Source organism: Microvirga zambiensis WSM3693, from assembly GCF_016735695.1.
Lineage (GTDB): Bacteria > Pseudomonadota > Alphaproteobacteria > Rhizobiales > Beijerinckiaceae > Microvirga > Microvirga zambiensis.
Window position 1 is genome coordinate 249296 of the sequence record NZ_JAERQD010000002.1, and the last position, 19923, is coordinate 269218.

At 62.6% G+C, this 19923-nt stretch carries 16 protein-coding genes; 3 read left to right on the forward strand and 13 right to left on the reverse strand.

Translation table 11 applies throughout. The annotated features are described in order from the left end of the window. Window positions 1–15: 15 nt before the first annotated feature. Together ku and JKL46_RS03245 are read right to left on the reverse strand one after the other, a co-directional pair. Window positions 16–909: a non-homologous end joining protein Ku gene (ku, locus tag JKL46_RS03240; RefSeq protein WP_201829970.1), complete on the reverse strand. Its 894-nt coding sequence runs from the start codon at window positions 907–909 to the stop codon at window positions 16–18. Between the two features lie 227 nt (window positions 910–1136). After that, on the reverse strand, window positions 1137–2030 hold the full coding sequence (locus JKL46_RS03245; RefSeq protein ID WP_201829971.1) for a LysR family transcriptional regulator: 894 nt from the start codon (window positions 2028–2030) through the stop codon (window positions 1137–1139). Between the two features lie 135 nt (window positions 2031–2165). On the opposite strand from JKL46_RS03245, the gene JKL46_RS03250 reads away from it, so the two are divergent. Continuing rightward, a complete protein-coding gene (locus tag JKL46_RS03250) occupies window positions 2166–3329 on the forward strand; it encodes a mandelate racemase/muconate lactonizing enzyme family protein (RefSeq protein WP_201829972.1) in 1164 nt (387 codons plus the stop codon). Window positions 3330–3336: 7 nt separating this feature from the next. Here JKL46_RS03250 and JKL46_RS03255 read toward each other — a convergent pair whose 3' ends face one another. After that, complete coding sequence (locus JKL46_RS03255; RefSeq protein ID WP_246529107.1) at window positions 3337–3936, reverse strand: GntR family transcriptional regulator; 600 nt, start codon at window positions 3934–3936, stop codon at window positions 3337–3339. Window positions 3937–4197: 261 nt separating this feature from the next. On the opposite strand from JKL46_RS03255, the gene JKL46_RS03260 reads away from it, so the two are divergent. Next, the gene (locus JKL46_RS03260; RefSeq protein ID WP_201829974.1) at window positions 4198–5637 is read left to right on the forward strand and encodes an amidohydrolase; all 1440 of its coding nucleotides are present in this window, start codon (window positions 4198–4200) and stop codon (window positions 5635–5637) included. 49 nt (window positions 5638–5686) lie between these two features. Further along, window positions 5687–6544 carry a transporter substrate-binding domain-containing protein gene (locus JKL46_RS03265; RefSeq protein ID WP_201829975.1) on the forward strand — a complete coding sequence of 286 codons (858 nt, stop codon included), beginning with the start codon at window positions 5687–5689 and terminating at the stop codon, window positions 6542–6544. Between the two features lie 96 nt (window positions 6545–6640). Here JKL46_RS03265 and galE read toward each other — a convergent pair whose 3' ends face one another. The 10 genes from galE to JKL46_RS03315 form a co-directional block, all read right to left on the reverse strand. After that, window positions 6641–7636 carry a UDP-glucose 4-epimerase GalE gene (gene galE, locus JKL46_RS03270; protein ID WP_201829976.1) on the reverse strand — a complete coding sequence of 332 codons (996 nt, stop codon included), beginning with the start codon at window positions 7634–7636 and terminating at the stop codon, window positions 6641–6643. Between the two features lie 49 nt (window positions 7637–7685). After that, the gene (locus JKL46_RS03275) at window positions 7686–8903 is read right to left on the reverse strand and encodes a hypothetical protein (protein ID WP_201829977.1); all 1218 of its coding nucleotides are present in this window, start codon (window positions 8901–8903) and stop codon (window positions 7686–7688) included. Further along, window positions 8903–10090: a polysaccharide pyruvyl transferase family protein gene (locus tag JKL46_RS03280; protein WP_201829978.1), complete on the reverse strand. Its 1188-nt coding sequence runs from the start codon at window positions 10088–10090 to the stop codon at window positions 8903–8905. Before JKL46_RS03280 ends, JKL46_RS03275 begins: the two co-directional genes overlap by 1 nt. A 34-nt stretch (window positions 10091–10124) precedes the next feature. Further along, window positions 10125–11432, reverse strand: a complete 1308-nt coding sequence (locus tag JKL46_RS03285) for a glycosyltransferase family 4 protein (RefSeq protein WP_201829979.1) — start codon at window positions 11430–11432, stop codon at window positions 10125–10127. Window positions 11433–11437: 5 nt separating this feature from the next. Continuing rightward, window positions 11438–13624 carry a glycosyltransferase family 2 protein gene (locus tag JKL46_RS03290; protein ID WP_201829980.1) on the reverse strand — a complete coding sequence of 729 codons (2187 nt, stop codon included), beginning with the start codon at window positions 13622–13624 and terminating at the stop codon, window positions 11438–11440. A 40-nt stretch (window positions 13625–13664) separates the two neighbouring features. Next, on the reverse strand, window positions 13665–14435 hold the full coding sequence (locus JKL46_RS03295; protein ID WP_201829981.1) for a hypothetical protein: 771 nt from the start codon (window positions 14433–14435) through the stop codon (window positions 13665–13667). Further along, entirely contained in the window at window positions 14432–15718 is a 1287-nt protein-coding gene (locus tag JKL46_RS03300) for a glycosyltransferase family 4 protein (protein WP_201829982.1), read from the reverse strand. Before JKL46_RS03300 ends, JKL46_RS03295 begins: the two co-directional genes overlap by 4 nt. Next, window positions 15715–16551, reverse strand: a complete 837-nt coding sequence (locus tag JKL46_RS03305) for a class I SAM-dependent methyltransferase (RefSeq protein WP_201829983.1) — start codon at window positions 16549–16551, stop codon at window positions 15715–15717. The genes JKL46_RS03300 and JKL46_RS03305 overlap by 4 nt, the downstream gene beginning before the upstream one ends. Continuing rightward, complete coding sequence (locus JKL46_RS03310; protein WP_201829984.1) at window positions 16548–18782, reverse strand: glycosyltransferase; 2235 nt, start codon at window positions 18780–18782, stop codon at window positions 16548–16550. Before JKL46_RS03310 ends, JKL46_RS03305 begins: the two co-directional genes overlap by 4 nt. An 85-nt stretch (window positions 18783–18867) precedes the next feature. Continuing rightward, a complete protein-coding gene (locus JKL46_RS03315) occupies window positions 18868–19608 on the reverse strand; it encodes a calcium-binding protein (protein ID WP_201829985.1) in 741 nt (246 codons plus the stop codon). Window positions 19609–19923: the final 315 nt, after the last annotated feature.

Sequence of the window (19923 nt, forward strand, 5' to 3'; positions counted from 1 at the left end):
GACGGGACTCAACCTTCAGCTTGCCTTCCGGGTTTGGCCACGCGCAGACGTGCGGCTTTTGCGGGCTGCCGACTTGGCAGGAGCGCGGCGCGCGCTCGTTTGAGGCGCGGTCTCCTTCGTCTTGCCCTTGGGCCGGTCCGCATCGACGCTTTTGCGCAGAGCGTCCATGAGGTTGACCACATTGGAGGGCTTGGGGGCCTGGGGTGTTTTCGGGGCGCGGCCGCCCTGTTTCGATTGGATCAGGTCGACGACCGCCTTCTCGTAGCGATCCTCGAATTGCGACGGGTCGAAATCGGCCGCCTTGGTTTCGATGATGTGTCCGGCGAGGTTCTTCATCTCGGCCGGCAGCTTTAGGGACGGGATGCCCTCGAAATAGGCATCCTCGCTGCGAACCTCGTAAGGGTAGCGCAGCAGCGTCGCCACGATGCCTTTGCCCAGCGGTTCGAGCAGGATCATCCGCTCGCGCCGGGCCATGACCACGCGGGCGATTCCGGCGCGCCCTTTCTCCTGCATGGCGTCGCGGATGACGGCGAAGGCCTCCTGCGCGACCTTGTCGTCCGGCGCGATATAATACGGCGTATCGAGATAGCGTTCATCCACCTGCTCGCGCGGCACGAAGCTCTCGATGTCGATGGTATGGGTGCTCTCGATCCGGATGGCTTCCAGTTCCTCGTCTTCCATGATGATGAACGAGCCTTTGCCGATCTCGTAACCTTTGACCTGCTGGTCGGATTCGACGACTTCGCCGGTCTCGGCATCGATGAATTGGCGTTTTACCCTGTTTCCCGTCTCCCGGTTGAGCGTATGAAACCGGACTCTCTCCGATGCCGAGGTCGCCGGATACAGTGCGACTGCGCAGGAAACCAGAGATAACTTCAAGTATCCCTTCCAATTTGCGCGCGGCGCCATGATGAACTCCTGAAGAATACTTTGATCCCAGAGTCATTTCGGCTCGTGCCTGAGTCGAGCGGCCTCGGGTTCGACTCAAACGCGACTCTTCGACGAGTCGTTCCGAATCATTTTCGACTCTCGGCTCATGGGCGAATACTTGCGGGGACTCTTCGGGGCGACGGCGGCGGATGGTGAATTCTGACGGGCCGAGCCGTGCTCTTAATGCCGAAGCGTGGCGGCCGAGATCAGTCCCGGCTCCGAAGCCGATCCCACAATTCGTCGGCGGCGTGGTTGCGACAATCGGGGGACCTGAACAGCCGGATCTCGACCGGGATGTCGAAGTTTCCCGGCGCGGCCCGCACGAGACGCAATCGCGTGAGATCGTCCTCGGCCAGGCTCTGGGGAAGCCAGGCGAGGCCATGCCCTTCGCGGGCCATGGTCATCAGCGTGGCGGCAAGATGCGAGGTGAAGACGGTTTCGAGCCTGAGCGCTTCCTCGTTCTCCGCCTGTCGGGCGGCGAGGATGCGGCCGAGGCCCGAGGCCTGGCTGTAGGCGAGGTGCGGCGTCGCCCCGTCCTGAAGCGACCAGCGTGGCAGGCCGTCCGCATCCGGCGCGCAAACCGGTATCAGGCTATCCTGCCCGACGGATATGCTCTCGAAACGGCCGGCCTCGAACCGCGTCGGAGCCTCCGGGTGATGGTGGCAGAGAAGGAAATGCACCTCGCCCGCGAGCATGATCTGCTCGCAGGCCTCCATGCTGTCCGAGATGAGGTTGAGGGCGCCGAGCGCCTCGAACTGCATGTGCCGGCGGATCCAGCCCGGGAAGAACGTGAAGGAGAGCGCATGCGTCGCTGCAATGGAAAGGGCGCCGGTCGCGCGCTCGCCCACCGTCCTCGTCTCGCGGCGGATGCGCTGCAGGCTGCGCAGCAGATCCTCGGCCATGGGCTGGAAATGAGTGCCGGCCGGCGTCAGGCTCGCTCCTTGAGCGCTTCTCACGAAGAGCGGCGTGCCGATCCAGTCCTCCAGGGCGCGGATGCGGCGGCTGAAGGCCGGTTGCGTCACATTCCGCACCTCCGCCGCGCGGGAGAAACTCCTCTGCTCGGCCAGTGCGAGAAAGTCCTTGAGCCAGTCGAGATCCATACCGATGCCGATTACGCATGACGCGAACCGATCTTGGCATTGGCCAGACGGCTGCGTCCAGGGGTATCGCGGTTTCCGGCAATGGAGCGGGGTCGGGAAAGACCTTGCAGACAACATCACATCAAGGGAGTCCCCATGCGCATCGTCGACGTCCGCGAGATCACCCAGCCGATCGCATCCCCGATCCGCAACGCCTATATCGATTTCTCGAAGATGACCACGAGCCTCGTCGCCGTGGTGACGGACGTCGTCCGCGACGGGCGTCGCGTCGTCGGCTACGGCTTCAACTCGAATGGACGCTATGGCCAGGGCGGGCTGATTCGCGAGCGCTTCCGCGACCGGATCCTCGAGGCCGCTCCCGAGAGTCTGCTCGACGAGAGCGGTGCCAACCTCGATCCGCACAAAGTCTGGGCGACGATGATGAAGAACGAGAAGCCGGGCGGCCACGGCGAGCGTTCGGTGGCGGTCGGCACTCTCGACATGGCGATCTGGGATGCCACGGCCAAGATCGCCGGCAAGCCCCTGTTCCGCCTGCTGGCCGAGCGCCAGGGCCGCGAGGCCAACCCAAAGGTCTTCGTCTATGCGGCCGGCGGCTACTACTATCCCGGCAAGGACGACGGCGCCCTGCGCGCCGAGATGCGCAGCTATCTCGATCGCGGCTACAATGTCGTGAAGATGAAGATCGGCGGCGCTTCGATCGCCGAGGACCAGCGCCGCATCGAGGCGGTGCTCGCCGAGATCGGATCCCAGGCGCAGCTCGCGGTCGATGCGAACGGGCGCTTCGATCTCGAAACCGCCATCGCTTATGCCAAGATGCTGCGCAACTATCCGCTCTTCTGGTACGAGGAGGCGGGCGACCCGCTCGACTATTCGCTTCAGGCAGCGCTTACCGAATTCTATCCCGGCCCGATGGCGACGGGCGAGAACCTCTTCTCGCATCAGGATGCCCGCAACCTGCTGCGCCATGGCGGCATGCGCCCGGATCGCGACTGGCTGCAATTCGACTGCGCCCTGGCTTACGGCCTCGTCGAATATCTGCGCACGCTCGATGTGCTGGCGCAGTTCGGCTGGTCGCCCTCGCGCTGCATCCCGCATGGCGGCCACCAGATGTCGCTCAACATCGCGGCCGGCCTCGGCCTCGGCGGCAATGAGAGCTATCCGGATCTATTCCAGCCTTATGGCGGCTTCCCGGACAGCGTACGCGTCGAGAACGGCCACATCATCATGCCGGAACTGCCCGGCATCGGCTTCGAAGGCAAGTCGGACCTGATCAAGGTCATGCGCGAACTGGCGGAGTGAGGCGCACTCACTTTCGCTGCGGCTGGCGGATATGGGTGGCGATGACGTCTCTCAGCCGCTCCGCATCTCCGGCCGCGAGCGCATCGACCATGTCATGATGCTCGCGGCTCGATTGCTCGACGCGGGCCCGCGTGCTCCATTGCCCGGCCAGAGCCGATGACGTTCGGCCGCGAAGCTCCGTGACGAGATTGAGGAGTTCCGGGTTGGGGCAAAGGCCGAGAAGCCCGCGATGGAAGGCGAGGTTCGCCTCGTACTGATCCAAAATCGTTCCGTTGAGGATCGCTTCGTCGAATTGCCGGGCCAAGCCGCGGATGCGCTCGATCTCGGCCGCCGTCGACTGCGCGATGACGCTGTCGACGGCGGCCGTTTCCAGGATGACGCGAAGTTCCAGGATATGGGCGGCGCGGTCGCCATCCGGCAGGAAGACGTGGTACCCGCGATTGGGAACATGCTGTACGAGGCGCTTCTGCGCCAGATAGTCCAATGCGCGCCGCACCTCCGTCCGTCCGCATCCGTAGCGCTGCTCCAGATCGATCTGCTTCAGCCACATGCCGGGTGCAAAGACGCCGGACCTGACGTCGCGGGCGATATCGTCCGCGACGTCCATCCATGCCTTCTTCCGAGGTGCGTCCGTCAATGCGTCCATGGGCGATACTTTATATCCATCGATCCCTGCGACTCCCGGGGAAGGCCGATCATGAGGCGAAGTCTGCAAGGACCGCAAATCAATCGGCGCGAAGCCCCTTGCGCCTCCGTTTTTGAGCGTGCATCATATTGGCACCAATTTTGGCAAACATCTAGCCGCTTCACGCCTCCCGCGCTCATCTCGGAGGGAAGAGGCCGTCGTCCGGCTAATGGAGATTCCATCGTGTCTGCAAAGAATTCCTCGGAAATCTGGGATCTGGTCGAATCCAAGCGAGAGGCCTTCTTCGCTCTCAGCGACCGGGTCTGGGAGATGCCGGAGCTCAATTTCGAGGAACACCGCTCCTGTGCCGAGCACACGACAATGCTCGAGCAGCAGGGCTTCCGGATCGTGCACGGGGTGGCGGGCATCCCGACGGCCGTGATGGGCGAAGCGGGGGAGGGCGGACCGGTGATCGCCATCCTGGGCGAATACGACGCCCTGCCGGGTCTCAGCCAGGAGGCAGGGACGGCCGAGCAGAAGCCCATCGTCGCCGGCGGCAACGGTCACGGCTGCGGCCATAACCTGCTCGGGAGCGGCGCCCTCATGGCCGCCACGGCGGTGAAGGACTATCTCGCGGCTCACGGCCTGAAAGGGCGCGTGCGCTACTATGGCTGCCCGGCCGAGGAGGGCGGCTCCGCCAAGGGCTTCATGGTGCGGGCTGGCGTGTTCGACGACGTCGACGTCGCGATCTCCTGGCATCCCGCGCCTTTTGCCGGCGTCAACAACCCGATTTCGCTCGCCTGCAACGAGATCAACTTCCACTTCAGCGGCCGCGCCTCCCATGCGGCGGCATCGCCCCATTTGGGGCGCAGCGCGCTCGACGCAGTGGAGCTGATGAACGTGGGCGTCAACTACATGCGCGAGCACATGCCGAGCACGGCCCGCATTCACTACGCGATCACCGATACGGGTGGATCGGCGCCGAACGTCGTGCAGGCCAATGCGACGGTGCGCTACCTGATCCGCGCCCGCGACCTGCCGGAGATGCAGGGGCTGCTCCGCCGGGTGAAGAAGATCGCCGAGGGCGCGGCGCTGATGACGGAAACGAGCGTGCGCAGCGAGATCGTCAGCGGCGATGCCAATCTCGTCGGCAATACGCCGCTCGAGCAGCTGATGCACCAGAACCTCGAGCGCCTCGGCCCGCCGGTCTACGACGATCAGGATCGTGCTTTCGCGGCGGAGATTCAGAAGACGTTGACCGACGAGGACATCAAATCCTCCTTCGCCCGGTTCGGCCTGAAGCCGCGCATGGGTGTTTCGCTCTGCGACACGATCTTCCCGCCGGAAAGCGGTGATGGAACGCTCGTCGGCTCCACCGATGTGGGCACTGTCAGCTGGGTCGTGCCCACCGTCCAGATGCGTGGCGCCACCTACGCCATCGGGACGCCGGGCCATTCCTGGCAGCTCGTGGCGCAGGGCAAGGCGCCTGCCGCGCACAAGGGCATGGAGCACGCCGCCAAGGTCATGGCCGGCACGGCCGTCGATCTCCTCCGCGATCCCGCTCTGATCGATGCCGCCAAGGCCGATTTCCGTGAGCGGCTCGCCGGCACGCCGTTCGTCAATCCGATTCCCGACGATGTGAACCCGCCGGTCGCTGACCAGGCGGAACGTCTCGCGTCTTAAGAACACCGATCTCAACCTTTTGCATGACACGACCAACAGAGGGCACTCCATGAAGACCATCGGCAAGATTCTCGCACTCGCGCTCACCGGCGCCACGCTCGCACTCGGATCGGGCGCCATCGCGCAGGAAAAGACCTGGACCAAGGTTCGCATCGCCACGGAGGGCGCCTTCGCACCCTGGAACTTCACCAAGCCGGACGGCACGCTCGACGGTTTCGAGATCGATCTCTACAAGGACCTCTGCGCCCGCATGAAGGTCGAGTGCACGATCGAGGCGCAGTCCTTCGACGGTATCATTCCGGCTCTCAACGCCGGTAAGTTCGATGCGATCATGGCCGGCATGTCAGCAACCGCCAAGCGCGAAGAGGTGATGGCCTTCACCCAGGCCTACGGCACGACCGGCCAGACCTTCGCCGTGCTGAAGACCGGCGAGCTTGCGAAGATGCCCCTGAACGGCAAGGTCTTCTCGCTGGCGACCAACGAAGCGGGCGCCGCGGCTGCCATCGAGGAGCTGAAGCCGGTCCTGAAAGGCAAGACGATCGGTGTGCAGGGCTCGTCGATCGCGGCGAACTTCCTCGACAAGTATCTCAAGGGTACGGCCGAGATCCGCGAGTACAAGACCACCGAGCAGCACGATCTCGACCTCACCGCTGGCCGCATCGATGCGATCATGGCGTCGACCGCCTATCTCTCCGGCTCGGCCGCGAAATCCGGCAACGAGGAAATGACCCTCGTGGGACCGCGCTTCCAGGGCGGCATGCTCGGTCGCGGCAGCTCGGTCGGCCTGCGCAAGTCCGATCCGGAGCTGAAGGCCCTGTTCGACAAGGCCATCACCGAAGCGAAGGCCGATGGAACCATCGAGAAGCTCTCGATGAAGTACTTTGGGTTCGACGTCACGCCTCGCTGAGCGAGCGGCCTGAAAGCCTGACGTAGAACGATATATTTCCATTGCGGCGCCGGAGCGAAAGCCACTCCGGCGCCGCATTGCGTTTGGAGCCGGGTGCTACGCCGCCTGCGTCGTGCGCTTCTTCAGGGAGGCCTCCCAGGCGAGCGCATGAGCGATGATGGCTTCGAGGTCGTCCAGAGCAGGCTTCCATCCAAGCGTTTGCTGGATCCGTTCAGCGCCGGCGATCAGCATCGCCGGATCGCCCGCGCGCCTGTCCTGCAGGCGCGTTTCGAAATCGACGCCGGAGACTCGCTTCACCGCCTCGATCACCTCAAGCACGGAATAGCCGCGGCTGTAGCCGCAATTGAGTGTCGTGCTGGCACCCCCGGCCCGAAGATAGTCGAGCGCCAGCATATGGGCGTGCGCGAGATCCGAGACGTGGATATAGTCCCGCAGGCATGTTCCATCAGGCGTCGGATAATCCGTTCCGAACACGTCGAGGTGGCTGCGCTCGCCAAGAGCGGCCTGCGTCGCAACCTTGATGAGATGTGTCGCTCGCTGGCTGGATTGCCCGCTGCGTCCCTGCGGGTCGGCTCCTGCCACATTGAAGTAACGCAGCACCACGGTGTTCAGCGCATGGGCAGCCGCGGTGTCCCGCAGCATCAGCTCCGTCATGAGCTTCGATGTGCCATAGGGCGAGACCGGATTGAGAGGCGAGGATTCCCTGATCGGGTTGTCCTTGGCATCGCCATAGACCGCCGCCGTCGACGAGAAGATGAAACGGCCGACCTTGTTGCGGACCGCGGTCCGGATCAGGGCATGCGATTTCACGGTGTTGTTGAAGTAATAGCCCAGCGGATCGGTGACGGAATCCGGAACGACGATCGAGCCTGCGAAATGCGCGATGGCGTCGATGCCGTGCTCCTGGATGATCTCGGCAACAAGGCCCTCGTCGCCGCAATCACCTTTGACGAAATGGGCCTTGGGATGGACCAGCCACGGAAACCCGGTGCTCAGGTTGTCGAGCACGACGACGCTCTGGCCGGCATCGACGAGAGCAAGAACCATGTGGCTTCCGATATAGCCGGCACCGCCGGTCACCAATACGGTCATGTTTCACCTTGTTTTCGGCTCTGAGCCCAGAGCAGGGAGGAGATGTCGCTTATGGGTTCTGCTGAAGGCGGACAGGCACTCGGACGAGGTCCCGGTCCCAGGTCACCTTGCAGTTCTTGAAGTTCTGGTAGCGAGCGAGGTAGAGAAATCCGCTCTCGCCGAAATCCTCGAAAGACGGCGTCCTGGCTGCCGGATCGATCAGGCTCGGATAGAAGAAGACCTCTCGTTCTCCGCACCCCAGATCCCACAGCAGCTCCGCTTCCATGACGAGCGAAGGCTTGCTCCAGGTCAGCAGGTCGCGGGAGGTGGTGGTGAAGATCCCTTCGACGACGCGCCCATCCGGTTGCGGTCGCTTGTCGCCGAAGATGGCGATGACCGCTCCGCTCGCCCTATGGGTCACGAGCCCGCCGATCATGCGGTTGATGACCTGCGGTGCGACGGGAGCGCAGACATGGGCTTCGGGATCCTGCGCCGTATCGCGGAAGGGGTCGACGAAGCGCACGGAAAAACCCTTGCCGTCCCAGGCACGCCAGGAGGCAGGATCCTCGAGCGTCTTCGTGCGGATCAGGCAGTTGCCGCGCTTCTGCCCCCTGTATGCGTCGGCGAACATGAAGGCGTAGTACCATCCGTCCCGCTCGATGATGTTCGTCGGATTGGCATATCCCACCCGAGAGGTCCGGTCGGTGGGATAGGCATAGGGCAAAGTCGCCACGACCGGAGGACGTCCACCATTACTGGCAGGTAGGAAGGAACGGCCGCCGTCGGTGGACACGAGGCCGGTTACCGTGTTCAGGAGGCAGGCGGAATACTTGCCCGCCGGGCATTGCCCCGGAATCCGCTCGCCGCGCAATTCCGTGTGGGCCAGCGCGTAGACGGTCTTTCCGTCCTTGGTATAGACCCCGCTGATCCAGCTCAGATCGTCGAACTGCGCCAGAACGGGCGAGCGGTGCGCCTCGTGGATCACGGAACAGTTGCGTTCGACCGTATCGAGGGTCGGGCCGATATGGGCCCGGTTGTCGTTGTGGCTGATGATGAGATGAATCTTACCTTGCGCATCCCGGAAGGCACGCGCCGGTGCATCAGGCACGTGAGACTTGACGCAGGCATCCTGGGACCAGTCGAACACGGTCTCCATGGCGCCGGACGGCTTGACGGCGAGGGGAGGCGGGCCGCCTCCCTCCGCTCTGATTTGTGAGGTGAAAAGGCATCCCGCCGCCAGGAGCATGGCGACGAGATATCCTCGCTTCTCCTTGCGCGGGAAAGCCATTACGCCGCCTTCAGCTGAGCCTTTTCAGGCTTTGCCATCGCGTCGACCATCTTGGTGTCGACGCCGTTCTCGACGAGGAACTGGCGCATCTCGCGGTAGGTGTGGTGGTAGGCGCGGTTGAACTTGTCGAAGAGGGACTGATCCCAGTAATCCTCGAGCCGGAACTCTTTGCCCGAGAACACGTCGAAGCTCGGGATCTGATAGGTCTCGGCGAATTCGACCGTCCGGCTGTCGTAGGTGAAGTAGATCGACGGGACGTTGTTCGCCAGAGCCATCAGGTTGCCGTGCAGACGATAGCCGAGCACGAGATCCTTCTGCTGAACCAGGTTCTCGTAATCCGCCACGACGTCGGAATAGAACAGCCGCTCGCGATGCAGCTTCTCCATCGTCTCGTCGAGATACCAGTCCTTGACGGTCTTGTTGGCCTTCAGTGCAGCGAATGCCTCTTCCTTCTGCTCCGGCGTGCCGAAAACGATCTTCTTCTCCTCGACCTCGCCCTGCGCCATCAGCACCACGTCGAAGCGGTTGGCGAGATCCTTCACCAGATCGCGGTGGAAGGTGAGATACTGCTTGATGTCCTGCGCATAGGTCGAGGACACCTCGCGGCGAAGAGTGATGCCTGCCGTCCGGATCTTGTCGAGGGACGGAAGCTGGATGTTGAGGTCGGGGTTGTTGCGGCGGAACGCGGTCGGGCAGCCGACGATGCGGACGTTCCTGATGCCGATGTCCCACAGGACCTGAGCCGAATAGGCGCCGCGGACGCCGATCGAGGTCGTGGAATCCGCCATCATGCGCAGGACGGTCTTCGTCTCGTCGGACAACTCGATCTTGCCCTTCACCGGTGCCTGGGCTCCGATACCCCAGGCGATCACCGGGATCTTGAGCCGCTTGAGCACCTCGGCTGTCTGGCTCCAGCGCATGTCCTTGTGAACGTAGTTCGAGCCACGCAGGAAGACGAAGTCGTACTCCGCGTTGATGCGGTCCGTGTCCTCGAGCTTGGGATTGATGATCTCAAGCGCGCTGAGCTTGCTGAAGTTCAAGAGCTTGAGGGATGAATCGAAGACGAAGGCGTCGCCGATGTTGTGGTAGTGATTGATGCTCCGCTGAACATCCTTGTAGTTGTACCAACGGACATTGTCGTGATCGTAGACTTCACCGGAGGGGCTGATGACGAGAACGCGCTTCATGGGTTGATCTCCAATTAAGTGTCTTCAATGTGTCTCAAGCGGTCAGGGCGGCTGTGGGAATTCCCTTCGCCTTCTGAGCTGCAAGATCGTGGTAGAGGGCGAGGTGCTGCCGGGCGCATTCCTCGTAGCTGATTGGGGTCTTGATGCCGGCCCGGAGCTGATCCCAAAGCCCCGGATTCGTGAGCGCCTCCGACATCCGGTCGACAAGGTCTTCCGAGGAGGCGACGCGGAAATGCAGGCCGTCGACACCGTCGGTGATCTTTTCCGCCATGCCGCCGATATTGCTGCAGATCATCGGGCGGCCGTGGAAGAAGGATTCCTGAATGACGATGGGCGAATTCTCCCACCAGATGGAGGGAATGATCGTCCAGTCGATGGACCGCATCAGCCGCGGCATCTCGCTGTTCTGATAGGCGCCGTAGAAGCGGACGCGGTTTCCTGCCCGCTCCACTAGCTTCTCGATCTTCTCCTGGAAGGAGGTGGGCTGCCGCTCGAGGTTGCCGCCGAAGATCATCAGCTGCGCATCGTCGCCCCAGATGGCGTCAGGAATTCGCGCCACTGCATCGAGGAGCACGTCGACGCCCTTGAACTGGGTGATCTGGCCGAAATAGGCAAAGCGGGACCGGCGATCCTTCTTCGTCGGCAGGGGACGCGGAGGCGTCGGTTCCGCGATGTCTAGACCGTTCTCGATCACGATGAACCGCGACGGATCGAGTCCCCAGTCGACATAGCGGTCCACGAGAAACTGGCTTGGCGAGACGAAGTAGTCCGCAACCTCCAGGAGCCCGCGCACGAAGTGCTCGCGACGCAGGAACCGGGCCGGGGAAATTTCGGGAAAGCAGCTGTTGCAATCCGCCGGCGAGGATCGTTGGCACAATTTCGTGCCGCCGGTCTTCACCATCTGCCCGTGATGGTGGCAGATGGACAGGAACTCGTGGAACGTGATCACGATCACGCAGTCCGGAAGAGCGCGGCGAACCGCATAGATGGTCTCAAGACCCAGACCGATGAAGTGATGAAAATGGACCACGTCCGGCTTGAGATCGCGCAGGACACGCAGGAAGTCACGTTCGATTTCCTCGGTATTCCGGTTCGAGATCAGAAAGTGGTCGTATTCATCGGCGTGGTAGAGGATGTCTCCGCCATTCTGGCGCAGGCTCATGAGCGCGGTGCCGCTGTGGCGCACGACCGGATAGCCGACGCGGGCCAGGAAGCGGGATTCGGCGCCTTCGATCTTATTGAGGCCTTTGTGGAGATTGTAGGCCGCGATCTCCGCGCCGCCGAGGGAGTAGCTGGGGTGGCCGTGCGACACGACCAGAACGCGAGGGAAGGTCTTGGGCATGGTTGTCACCGCATGTTGTTCACGAGAAGGGACCACTTCCGATCGAAGCTCCAGCGGTCGATCCGCTGCGCCAGACGGCGCATGGGAAGGTTGGGTCCGCTGGCTTCATCCTCTGCCGAAATCATCTCGACGTCCGGCAGCCACACCGACATGGTTCCGGCAAGCCGCAGCTTGAGGCAGAGATCGCGCCCTTTGTCGCTCACCCCGAGATAGGACCGGGTGAAACCGCCTGCCGCCTCGACGGCGCTCTTCGAGACGATGCAGCAGGCCGTGGAGCCGGCCATGACCTCCGAAGGCTCGGAACCATGCACCACGTCGCGCGGATATCCGATGAAGCGGTCGACGAGCTTCTGCTCTTCGTTGTCGAACCACGTTCCCGCAAACCGGATCGAATCGTCCTCGAAGACGATGGTCGGGCTGACCAGAGCCTTTCCGTTCCGTGCCCGATAGGCCCGTTCCATAACCGACAGCCAACCGGCCTGGCGCGGCAGGACACCCGCCGACAGAAACACCAGCGCATCCGCTCTCGTCGCTTGAACGGCGGCCTCGAGGGCATCGCAGGGGTCCTGGACGCCCTCGGCTCCGATCATCCGTACGGTGAGCCCGTAGAAGCGCGTCAGCCGCTCCACCTCCGGCGCCATGCTGCCGAAGACCTCGACCGGAGCCGAGACGATGATGGGGACGCCGCAGGTTTCCGGGTCGAGTGCCAGCAGCACGAGTGCGGCGCTGACCTCTTCTACATCGAAGCCTGCTCCCACGACGATCGCCTTGGAGGCCGCGGTATCGTCGAAGCCAAAATCCCGGATCTCGACGATGCTGATCGCGGGCGCCGCCAGGGCCTGCATCATCGGTCCGATGTGTCGTTCGATCGCCGTACCGGCCGCCGCAGTTCGCGGATCCAACGGTGCGATGAGACGCTCGAGGGAACGCCGCGACAGGTTGCGCGCAGGGTTCAGGGGATAGAATGCAGCGCTTTCGCCGATCTTGAACTCGAAATAGACCGGCGCATCGCCCGCTCGCGAGAGATCCGGCACGAAGGCGAGGAAACCGTGGTCGCCTCGTTGCGGGTCGAGCCGTCCGGCAAACAGCTCATGGTGCAGGAAGGCTGCGGTCACGTCGTGTCGCGGGAGCCGCGTCCAGCTGTCGTCTATCCTGGCGCTGTCCGAGCCGGTTCGCAGGGAGATCGATTCCGCATGGCCCTCCGGGTCCAGGATCCAGCCGGCGACGAGGAAGCCGCCACCTGGAACCTCGACCACCATGTCCATGCCGATCCGCACAGGCTGTTTCAGAACCGACACCGTGTCGCGCCCGTCAAAGCGCTCACCGGCTTGGCGAAGGATGCGCAAAGTCTCGGGGCTGGCCGATGCGCGGGCAAGCCCGTCGCGGACATGGGCCGGAACATCCGTGGTCGGCAGAAGCACGCGGCGATTGTAGACATCGAGGCATCGCCAGCCGTCCTTCGCGCGGAAGAACAGCTTTTGAATCTTCTCCGGGTCGAGCGTCGTGCGTCCCGTATCGAGCATTCCGATGAAGCCGCGGCCCTTGCCCAAGAGGTCGCTTCGCTCGACGGAGGCGGCCCGAAACTCGGCGGGCAGCACACTGTCATGCGCCACGAGCACGCGCACCTGTTCCGACGGAAGGTCGACAGCCCAGCCCTGAAGGAAGACCTCGCCCGTATCGATCGAACCCATGACCTCGATCCAACCGTCGTTCCTGGCGACATCCGTTAGAATCGACAGGGCAGCTGCCATCCGACGTTGATTCGTCCGATCCAGGGCGAGCGCCTGCACGACGTCCTCAGTGATGTCCGCGAACTGCGTTGCCGCATCCTCGGATACGATCTGCATCAGGCCGGCCAGGGACAGGGCCGAGCGCACGAGCGTGTAGCGCACCGGCTGGCCATTCCGGCGCATGACGATGGAGCGCAGGCGAACCCGCCCCACCAGCCGGATGGGCACGACGGCAAGAAAGCCGATTGCGGCCTCCGCAGGCGCGTCGTGACGCGTCCAGCTGATGACCCGCGCCCGCATCGTCATGGAAGGATCGCCGTTCAGAAGAACTTCGACATTGTCCGACATGACATCGGCAACGCCGGCGATCAGCGCGAGATCGTCGCCGATCGGCGTGGCGAGCGCGGTTTCGCCATCGATCGGAAGGTGAAGTTGGCTTTCCACTGACACTGCCCCGTCCATCTCTCTTCCTCGGTCCCGGTTCGGGATCTCTCTCAAATGTTCATCGCAGCCCGTGGCGGAGAACGACCACGAGGGTGATAATGGTGCTGACGGCGGAAAGGCCGCCGAAGGCGATCAGAAGCGCGACGGCGCGGCGCATGGGGCGATCGGCTGCCGTCGTCAGCTCCCCGATGCGCTTGTCGAAATCCGAGAGAACCTTGTCGAAGCGCATATGGAACACTTCGATGCCCGAGATCTTCTCGGTGATTTCCGTCTGGCTGGATCGCACCAGCTCCAGAGCCGCGCCGATGCCGTCTTCCTGGCTGACGATCTCGTCAACCTGCTTGGACGTCGTGCGGATCGATTCGACGACGTCGCGCTGCAGGATCTGAGACCGGCGCTGCGCCTCGATCAGGATTTCGAGACGGTCGAGAACCCGATTCAGGGGGCCGCTGACAGCCGCCTCCGCCGCGCGCTCATCCTGGCTTGGCGAACGAAGCACGATCTCCTCGCCGGTGACGGAGGACACGGCGACGACCGTCAGGCTTTCCGTGACGCCGGCCAGGGCTTCGGGCAGCTCGACCTCGAAGGCATGGCCGCCATCGCCGATGCCGTTGCGGCGCAGATCGACGCGGGGCAGGTCCGCCGTCGCCGAAACCACCATTCGTCCTTCGAGCAGAATGCGCACGAGGAGACGCTCGTTGGGATAGGCGCGATCCCAGACCCAGCCGAAGAGCCTGCGCCCTTCGATGGCGTCGAGCCGTCCCTGGATCTGAGAGGGGGACGGCGTATCGTTGACTGCAACGACGTTTTTGGACGGTGATGCGCTCATGCCGCGTTCGCCTTCAATTGGATGACTTCTCCGCGCCGCCCGATGCCGCGATAGGCTGCAAGATGTCGGTCGGCGATCTCAGTGATCGTTGCCGGAGGCTTGATGCCGGAGACGAGGTCGTCCCAAAGCTTGGGAGAATCCATGGCTCTCCGCATGGTGTTGGCGAGGGCGATCGGGTCGTCCGGCCTGACATGCAGGCCATCGATCCCATCCCGGACCGCCTCGGCCATGCCGCCGATATTGCTGGTGATAACCGGACGGCGGTGGAGAAAGGCTTCCTGAATCACCAGTGGAGCGTTCTCCCACCAGATCGACGGAACAACCACCCAGTCGACGGCAGCGATGAGGCTCGGGATTTCACTGCGCTGGTAGGGGCCCAGGCGCACGACGTGGGGATCGGTGTCCTCGATCAGAGAGTCGATGCTGTCGACGAAATCCTTCGCCTGAAACGGCGCGCCGCCATGGAGCCGCAGCTCGAAATCCTCGTTGCCTGTCGCGATCAGCCTCTGAGCCGCCTTGAGAAGACTTGGGACTCCCTTCCAGGGATTGAGGTTGCCGAAATATCCGAAGACCTGTCGGCGTCCATCGGGCGACGGTCGATGTGCCGCCGGTTCGGCTGCGGGACGGCCGTTCGGCAGGACATCGATGGTATTGGCCGGCAATCCCCATTCCACGAAGCGTTCCTTGATGAACCGGCTCGGCGCGATGAAGAGATCGACCTGGCCGAGAAGCGTTTTCAGGAAGCGCTCCCGGAGCAGGAATTTGTCGGCGGAGATGTCGGGGAAACAGGTGCTGCAGCGGGTCGGGCTCGCCCGGTCGCAGCGCTCGCGGCCCTTCGTTCGCATCATCAGTCCGTCATGCGAACAGATGGCATAATAGTCGTGCAGGGTCATCACGATGCGTGCATTCGGTACGACGCGTCGAACCAGAGCGATGAACTCGGCACCGATCAGCAGCATGTGATGGATGTGCACGACGTCCGGCCGGAACTCCTCAAGGAGGCTCACGAGATGCGGTACGGTGCCGTAGCTGTCGATCTGGCTCATGTAGAAGCGGTCGAAATGCCCGCTCCAGAGAATGACCTCGTCGGTTGCCTGCCCCACCGCCTGGAAGCTCGTACCAGGCCGCTGCTCACGATGAAGGCGGTTCGTCGCTGCCAGAAAGAGCGTCTCCACATCCGCGCGGCCACGATACTCGCGAAAGAGATCGTGCGCGAAGATTTCCGTTCCTCCAGGGTGGAAGTCGGGATGGTTGTGAGCGACGACGAGGACACGCAAGGTCAAGCGATATCCTCCGGCTTCACGGCGATGATGATGTCCTGGTAATGCGAGCTCTCGATCCCGCGCCAATGGCCGAGGCTGATGCGGCTGATGTCGAGACCGGCCCGCCGAACAAGCGATTCGACGAGACCGGCGTCGAAGCCGATGGCGCCGAGAGGCGCCGCAGGATCCGCGATCCAGCTGCCGGCATCCTTGCCTTTCAGGAAGCGAGGACGGGCATTCGCACGGTCCAGATCCTCGGGGGCGACCAGGAAGGCTGTTAGGAAGAGACGGCCGCCAGGGGCCAGAAGCCGCATGACCTCGCGGGCATAAGCAGCGATTTCGTCGGCGGGCAGATGGGTTGCCACCGAGACCATGGTGATGAAGTCGAACTTTGCCCCCGCGAACGGGAGGACGATCTCGCGTCCGGGAATCATTCCGCCCGGATTGTAGAGTTCATGCGCGACGTCCACGCGGCAGAACCGGAAATGCGGATGATCCGAGGTGATGTTCTGAACGCACCATTCGATGCCTTCGTTGACGGGATCTACGCCCTCGTAGAAAGCGGTGTCGGGATCGAGATACTGCGTCAGAGGAACGGCCATGCGGCCAATGCCGCAGCCGATGTCGAGCACACGATCGGTCGGCTTTAGGCCGCCTATATTGACGTAATGTCCGAGATATTCGAGGCCGATGGCACGATAGTCGCCATCTCCGACGAAAACGCTCTCGGGAGCGGGTGCCGGAAGCGAATCGTCCTGCGCGATTTTCTGCATCAATTCCGCCAGTTGGGACATATCGTCGGCAGGCGGCGTGACTTCCTGCGTTCCCGTTCTGGCATCGAAATGGGCATTCATATTGCTGCATTCCTCGTCTTGCGCTGGCGGCTGACATGCATGGTTGCGGTCATCGCAGAATCCCACCGCTCTGTGTGCAGGGCGCAGTTGTACTGCCAGGCGATGCCGCGCATGTATTCGGCATTGAGGGACATCGACTTGCGCTCGAGATGATAGAGCTCGACATCCGGTACATAGGCGATCTTGCGCTCAGTCATGGCGATCTTGAGGCAGAGGTCACTATCCTCGTAATCGCCGACCACATAATCCTCGGTAAAGCCGCCAACGGCCTCGAACACGCTGCGCAGCGTCACAAGGCAAGCCCCCGTCACCGCCGGCACGAGCCGCTCCTCGCAGGCAGGTGCGTAATCGCGCGGCATGCCCTTATGAAAATGCTGGTTCAGCCAGCGCCCGCGATGATCCTTCGAGAAGTACATCCCTGCGTGCTGGATCGAGTCATCTTCGAAGAGGAGTTTCGGACCGACGGCTCCGATGCGGCGGCGACCGTTCAGGCGGGCCGTCAAGATCTCGAGCCAGCCGGGTCCCGTGGGGATGATATCGGAGTTGACGAGGGCCAACACGTCACCACGAGCCTGCGACACGCCGGCATTGTTGGCGCGCGCATAGCCGGCGTTGCGTTCCATGACCACAAGCGTGATCGGAAGGCGATAGATCAGATGGAATCCACCCAGAAGGTGCTGAACTTCCTGTGCCTGCTCCGGAGAATCGAGAACGTAGATCACCTCAGCATTGGCTCGAAGCCAGGGATCGGTCGCAAAGGCGGCGATCTGAAAGCGGAGGAATTCCAACGTTCTGTAGAGAGGAATGATGACGGATACACGTGGGCGCGCAACCGGTGGCCCAATCTCATGCACGATAGGCGCTCCGATGCGCTGCCGAGCCTGCGTGTGCAGGCTGGCGATCACGGGCGAGAGAACGTCTGTCAGGATGGGATCATTCACATGCTGCGGCGGTACGGCTCGCAGGGCCGACGCTCTCGCCTCGACAGGGTCGGAAGGCTGAACCGGCGGTACGAGCGAATGGTACGATCCGGACTTCAGGCGCAGGCGAAAGCGAGGTTGAAGGAGCGGGACCGAGATCTCGGCAGCGGGCGCCAGCACGGCAAAGCCTGTCGCCTGAAGGCGCGATCCTTTCTTGGGGCCTGCGACCTCGACGGGAAAACGGTGCAGCTCGTTCGTGAGATCCCGAGGTCCAAGAATTGGATCGATGAATTCGACTCCTGCCAACAGGTCGGCGGGATCCCGATACCATCCCGTCACGAGCGTCCCTGTCGCCGTCGACAGAGCCGATACGATTTCCGCGGATGGCGTGTTGAGGCTGCTCGAGACACGGATCGGCTTGAGCGGCGACCGTAGCTGCAGTTCAAGTGCCAGCGCGCGCCCCGACGCGGAGCGCGAGGCGATATCGGAAAGCAGAGACTCACGCAGGCCTGAAGCGGTGGATGCGTGAGCTCGGAACCAATGCTCGATCGACGGAAGCCGCGTGGCGCTCTGCTGCAGCCTGCGAACGGAAAGGCCGTCCGGACCGATGAGAATCAGCAGGGCGCCATGCGCGGGAACGAGAGCACGCTCGGCCAGAACATGAACGGCTTCCCGCTCGCCTCGCCCGGAAGCGGTTTTGTGTGAACGGCACTTTACGCGTTCGGGCCCCCTCGATCCAAGGATATAGATGGCGTCGATCTTGCCGAACGATTTGGAGATTGCGGTCTCGAGCAGGATCAGATCGTCGGCCACGACGGCGACTGCCGAAGCCGCTCCCGGATGCGGCGCGGCCTGCGCGAGAATCTCGTTCAGAATGCGGATAAATGTCGCGTTTCTCTGCAGGGAGAACATGGCGCTCCACACGTTGAACAGTGCGGAGATGAGCGCGACGCGGCTCGAATCGGTCAGATCTTCGAGCAGATCGTCGGCAGCGACGGTGGGGACCATCGTGTCGCTTGCGACTACGACGTCTGTACGCAGGCCGACAGGCCCGGTTGCGAGCTCGATGTCGAGCTGCTCGTGCTTTGGACGGCGGATAACCCAGAGCAACCGAAATCCGCCATCGCTGCGCGAGAGCTTCAGGGAGGCGAGCGGAGAAATCCAATCGGCATCTCCGCTCAGTTTCGGAGAGGTGAAGCGGGCTGATTGCGGCACATCCCATGCGATAAGGATTGCATCCCGGCCCAGGCTGGAAACCGTTGGACGCGTGATGTGATCCGTCGGCGTGGTCATCGTGGCACAGTCGGACATGCATTTACTGCCAAGCTAGCCTTGAAAAAAGCGATGCCGCGGCTTTGGGGCCGCGGCATCCATGATTCGGAGCGCGCCGACGACCCTAGTGGACGAAGAAGTAGTCGTTCGGGTTGGTGTTGACGTCGTCGGCGTCGATATTCACCAGAGTGACGCTGTCGCCATTTCCAAGATCGACGAGGGTGTTCGATCCAACCTGATGAACACGGCTCGCGAGATCCTCGGCCGATGCGATATCGGTGCCGTTGATGCCCTTCGAGATCTGCAGAATGTCTTGGCCGACTTTGAAGTCGAGCACCACGTCGTTGCCGCCGCCGCCGGTGAAGACGAAGGTGTCGCCACCCGAACCGCCGTGGAGAACATCGTCGCCTGCGCCACCGCTGAGCATGTCGTCGCCGGAGCCGCCGCGCAGGATGTCGTCGCCAGCGCCGCCTTGCATGATGTCGTCGCCGGAGCCGCCTTCGATCACGTCGTTGCCGTCGCCGCCGAGCTGGATGTCGTTGCCGTTGCCGCCGCGAAGATAGTCATCTCCGGCGCCACCGAGCTGAATGTCGTCGCTGTTGCCGCCGAACAGGATGTCGTCACCGGCGCCACCCTGCTGCACGTCGGCTCCAACGCCGCCGAACAGGATGTCGTCGCCGTTGCCGCCGGACATCCAGTCGTCGCCGTTACCGCCGAACAGGATGTCATTGCCGTCGTCTCCGGAGAGCGCATCGCTGTCGCCGCCACCAAAGATCAAGTCATCACCGGCATTACCGAACACCACATCCGGACCTGACGTTCCGTGCAGGGTGTCGTCGAAAGCACCGCCTCCAATTGTTGCCATGTCTCGTATCCTTGTTTTTCAACCGAAGCGCGCGACCGCACGCCCGGTTTTGTCATCGAGCTTTGTTGAAGCGCTGACTGCGCAGAGGAGAGGTCCGGCGGTAGAAATTGCATGTTGCAGTGCCGAACAAACATATTAGTAAATGTAGAATTGCGTCTTGTAAATGTTCGCAACGCACAAATTATAGATTAAATGACGGGATTGGAGCGTATTGAAATAGTAGTAGCAAATGTATTTGTATTTAAATTTTATGAGTAACTAATTTAGTTCGAAATTCAAATTTGTTTCAACCGATATAAATGCAATAAGGTCGTG

Bases quoted from the DNA above. Each gene is read 5' to 3' on its own strand.
- JKL46_RS03255 (WP_246529107.1), bottom strand. From the start codon at position 3,936: ATGGACGTCGCGGACGATATCGCCCGCGACGTCAGGTCCGGCGTCTTT.
- JKL46_RS03275 (WP_201829977.1), bottom strand. From the start codon at position 8,903: ATGGCTTTCCCGCGCAAGGAGAAGCGAGGATATCTCGTCGCCATGCTC.
- JKL46_RS03245 (WP_201829971.1), bottom strand. From the start codon at position 2,030: ATGGATCTCGACTGGCTCAAGGACTTTCTCGCACTGGCCGAGCAGAGG.
- JKL46_RS03295 (WP_201829981.1), bottom strand. From the start codon at position 14,435: ATGAGCGCATCACCGTCCAAAAACGTCGTTGCAGTCAACGATACGCCG.
- JKL46_RS03310 (WP_201829984.1), bottom strand. From the start codon at position 18,782: ATGTCCGACTGTGCCACGATGACCACGCCGACGGATCACATCACGCGT.
- JKL46_RS03305 (WP_201829983.1), bottom strand. From the start codon at position 16,551: ATGAATGCCCATTTCGATGCCAGAACGGGAACGCAGGAAGTCACGCCG.
- galE (WP_201829976.1), bottom strand. From the start codon at position 7,636: ATGACCGTATTGGTGACCGGCGGTGCCGGCTATATCGGAAGCCACATG.
- JKL46_RS03290 (WP_201829980.1), bottom strand. From the start codon at position 13,624: ATGGACGGGGCAGTGTCAGTGGAAAGCCAACTTCACCTTCCGATCGAT.
- JKL46_RS03315 (WP_201829985.1), bottom strand. From the start codon at position 19,608: ATGGCAACAATTGGAGGCGGTGCTTTCGACGACACCCTGCACGGAACG.
- JKL46_RS03250 (WP_201829972.1), top strand. From the start codon at position 2,166: ATGCGCATCGTCGACGTCCGCGAGATCACCCAGCCGATCGCATCCCCG.
- JKL46_RS03280 (WP_201829978.1), bottom strand. From the start codon at position 10,090: ATGAAGCGCGTTCTCGTCATCAGCCCCTCCGGTGAAGTCTACGATCAC.
- JKL46_RS03285 (WP_201829979.1), bottom strand. From the start codon at position 11,432: ATGCCCAAGACCTTCCCTCGCGTTCTGGTCGTGTCGCACGGCCACCCC.
- JKL46_RS03265 (WP_201829975.1), top strand. From the start codon at position 5,687: ATGAAGACCATCGGCAAGATTCTCGCACTCGCGCTCACCGGCGCCACG.
- ku (WP_201829970.1), bottom strand. From the start codon at position 909: ATGGCGCCGCGCGCAAATTGGAAGGGATACTTGAAGTTATCTCTGGTT.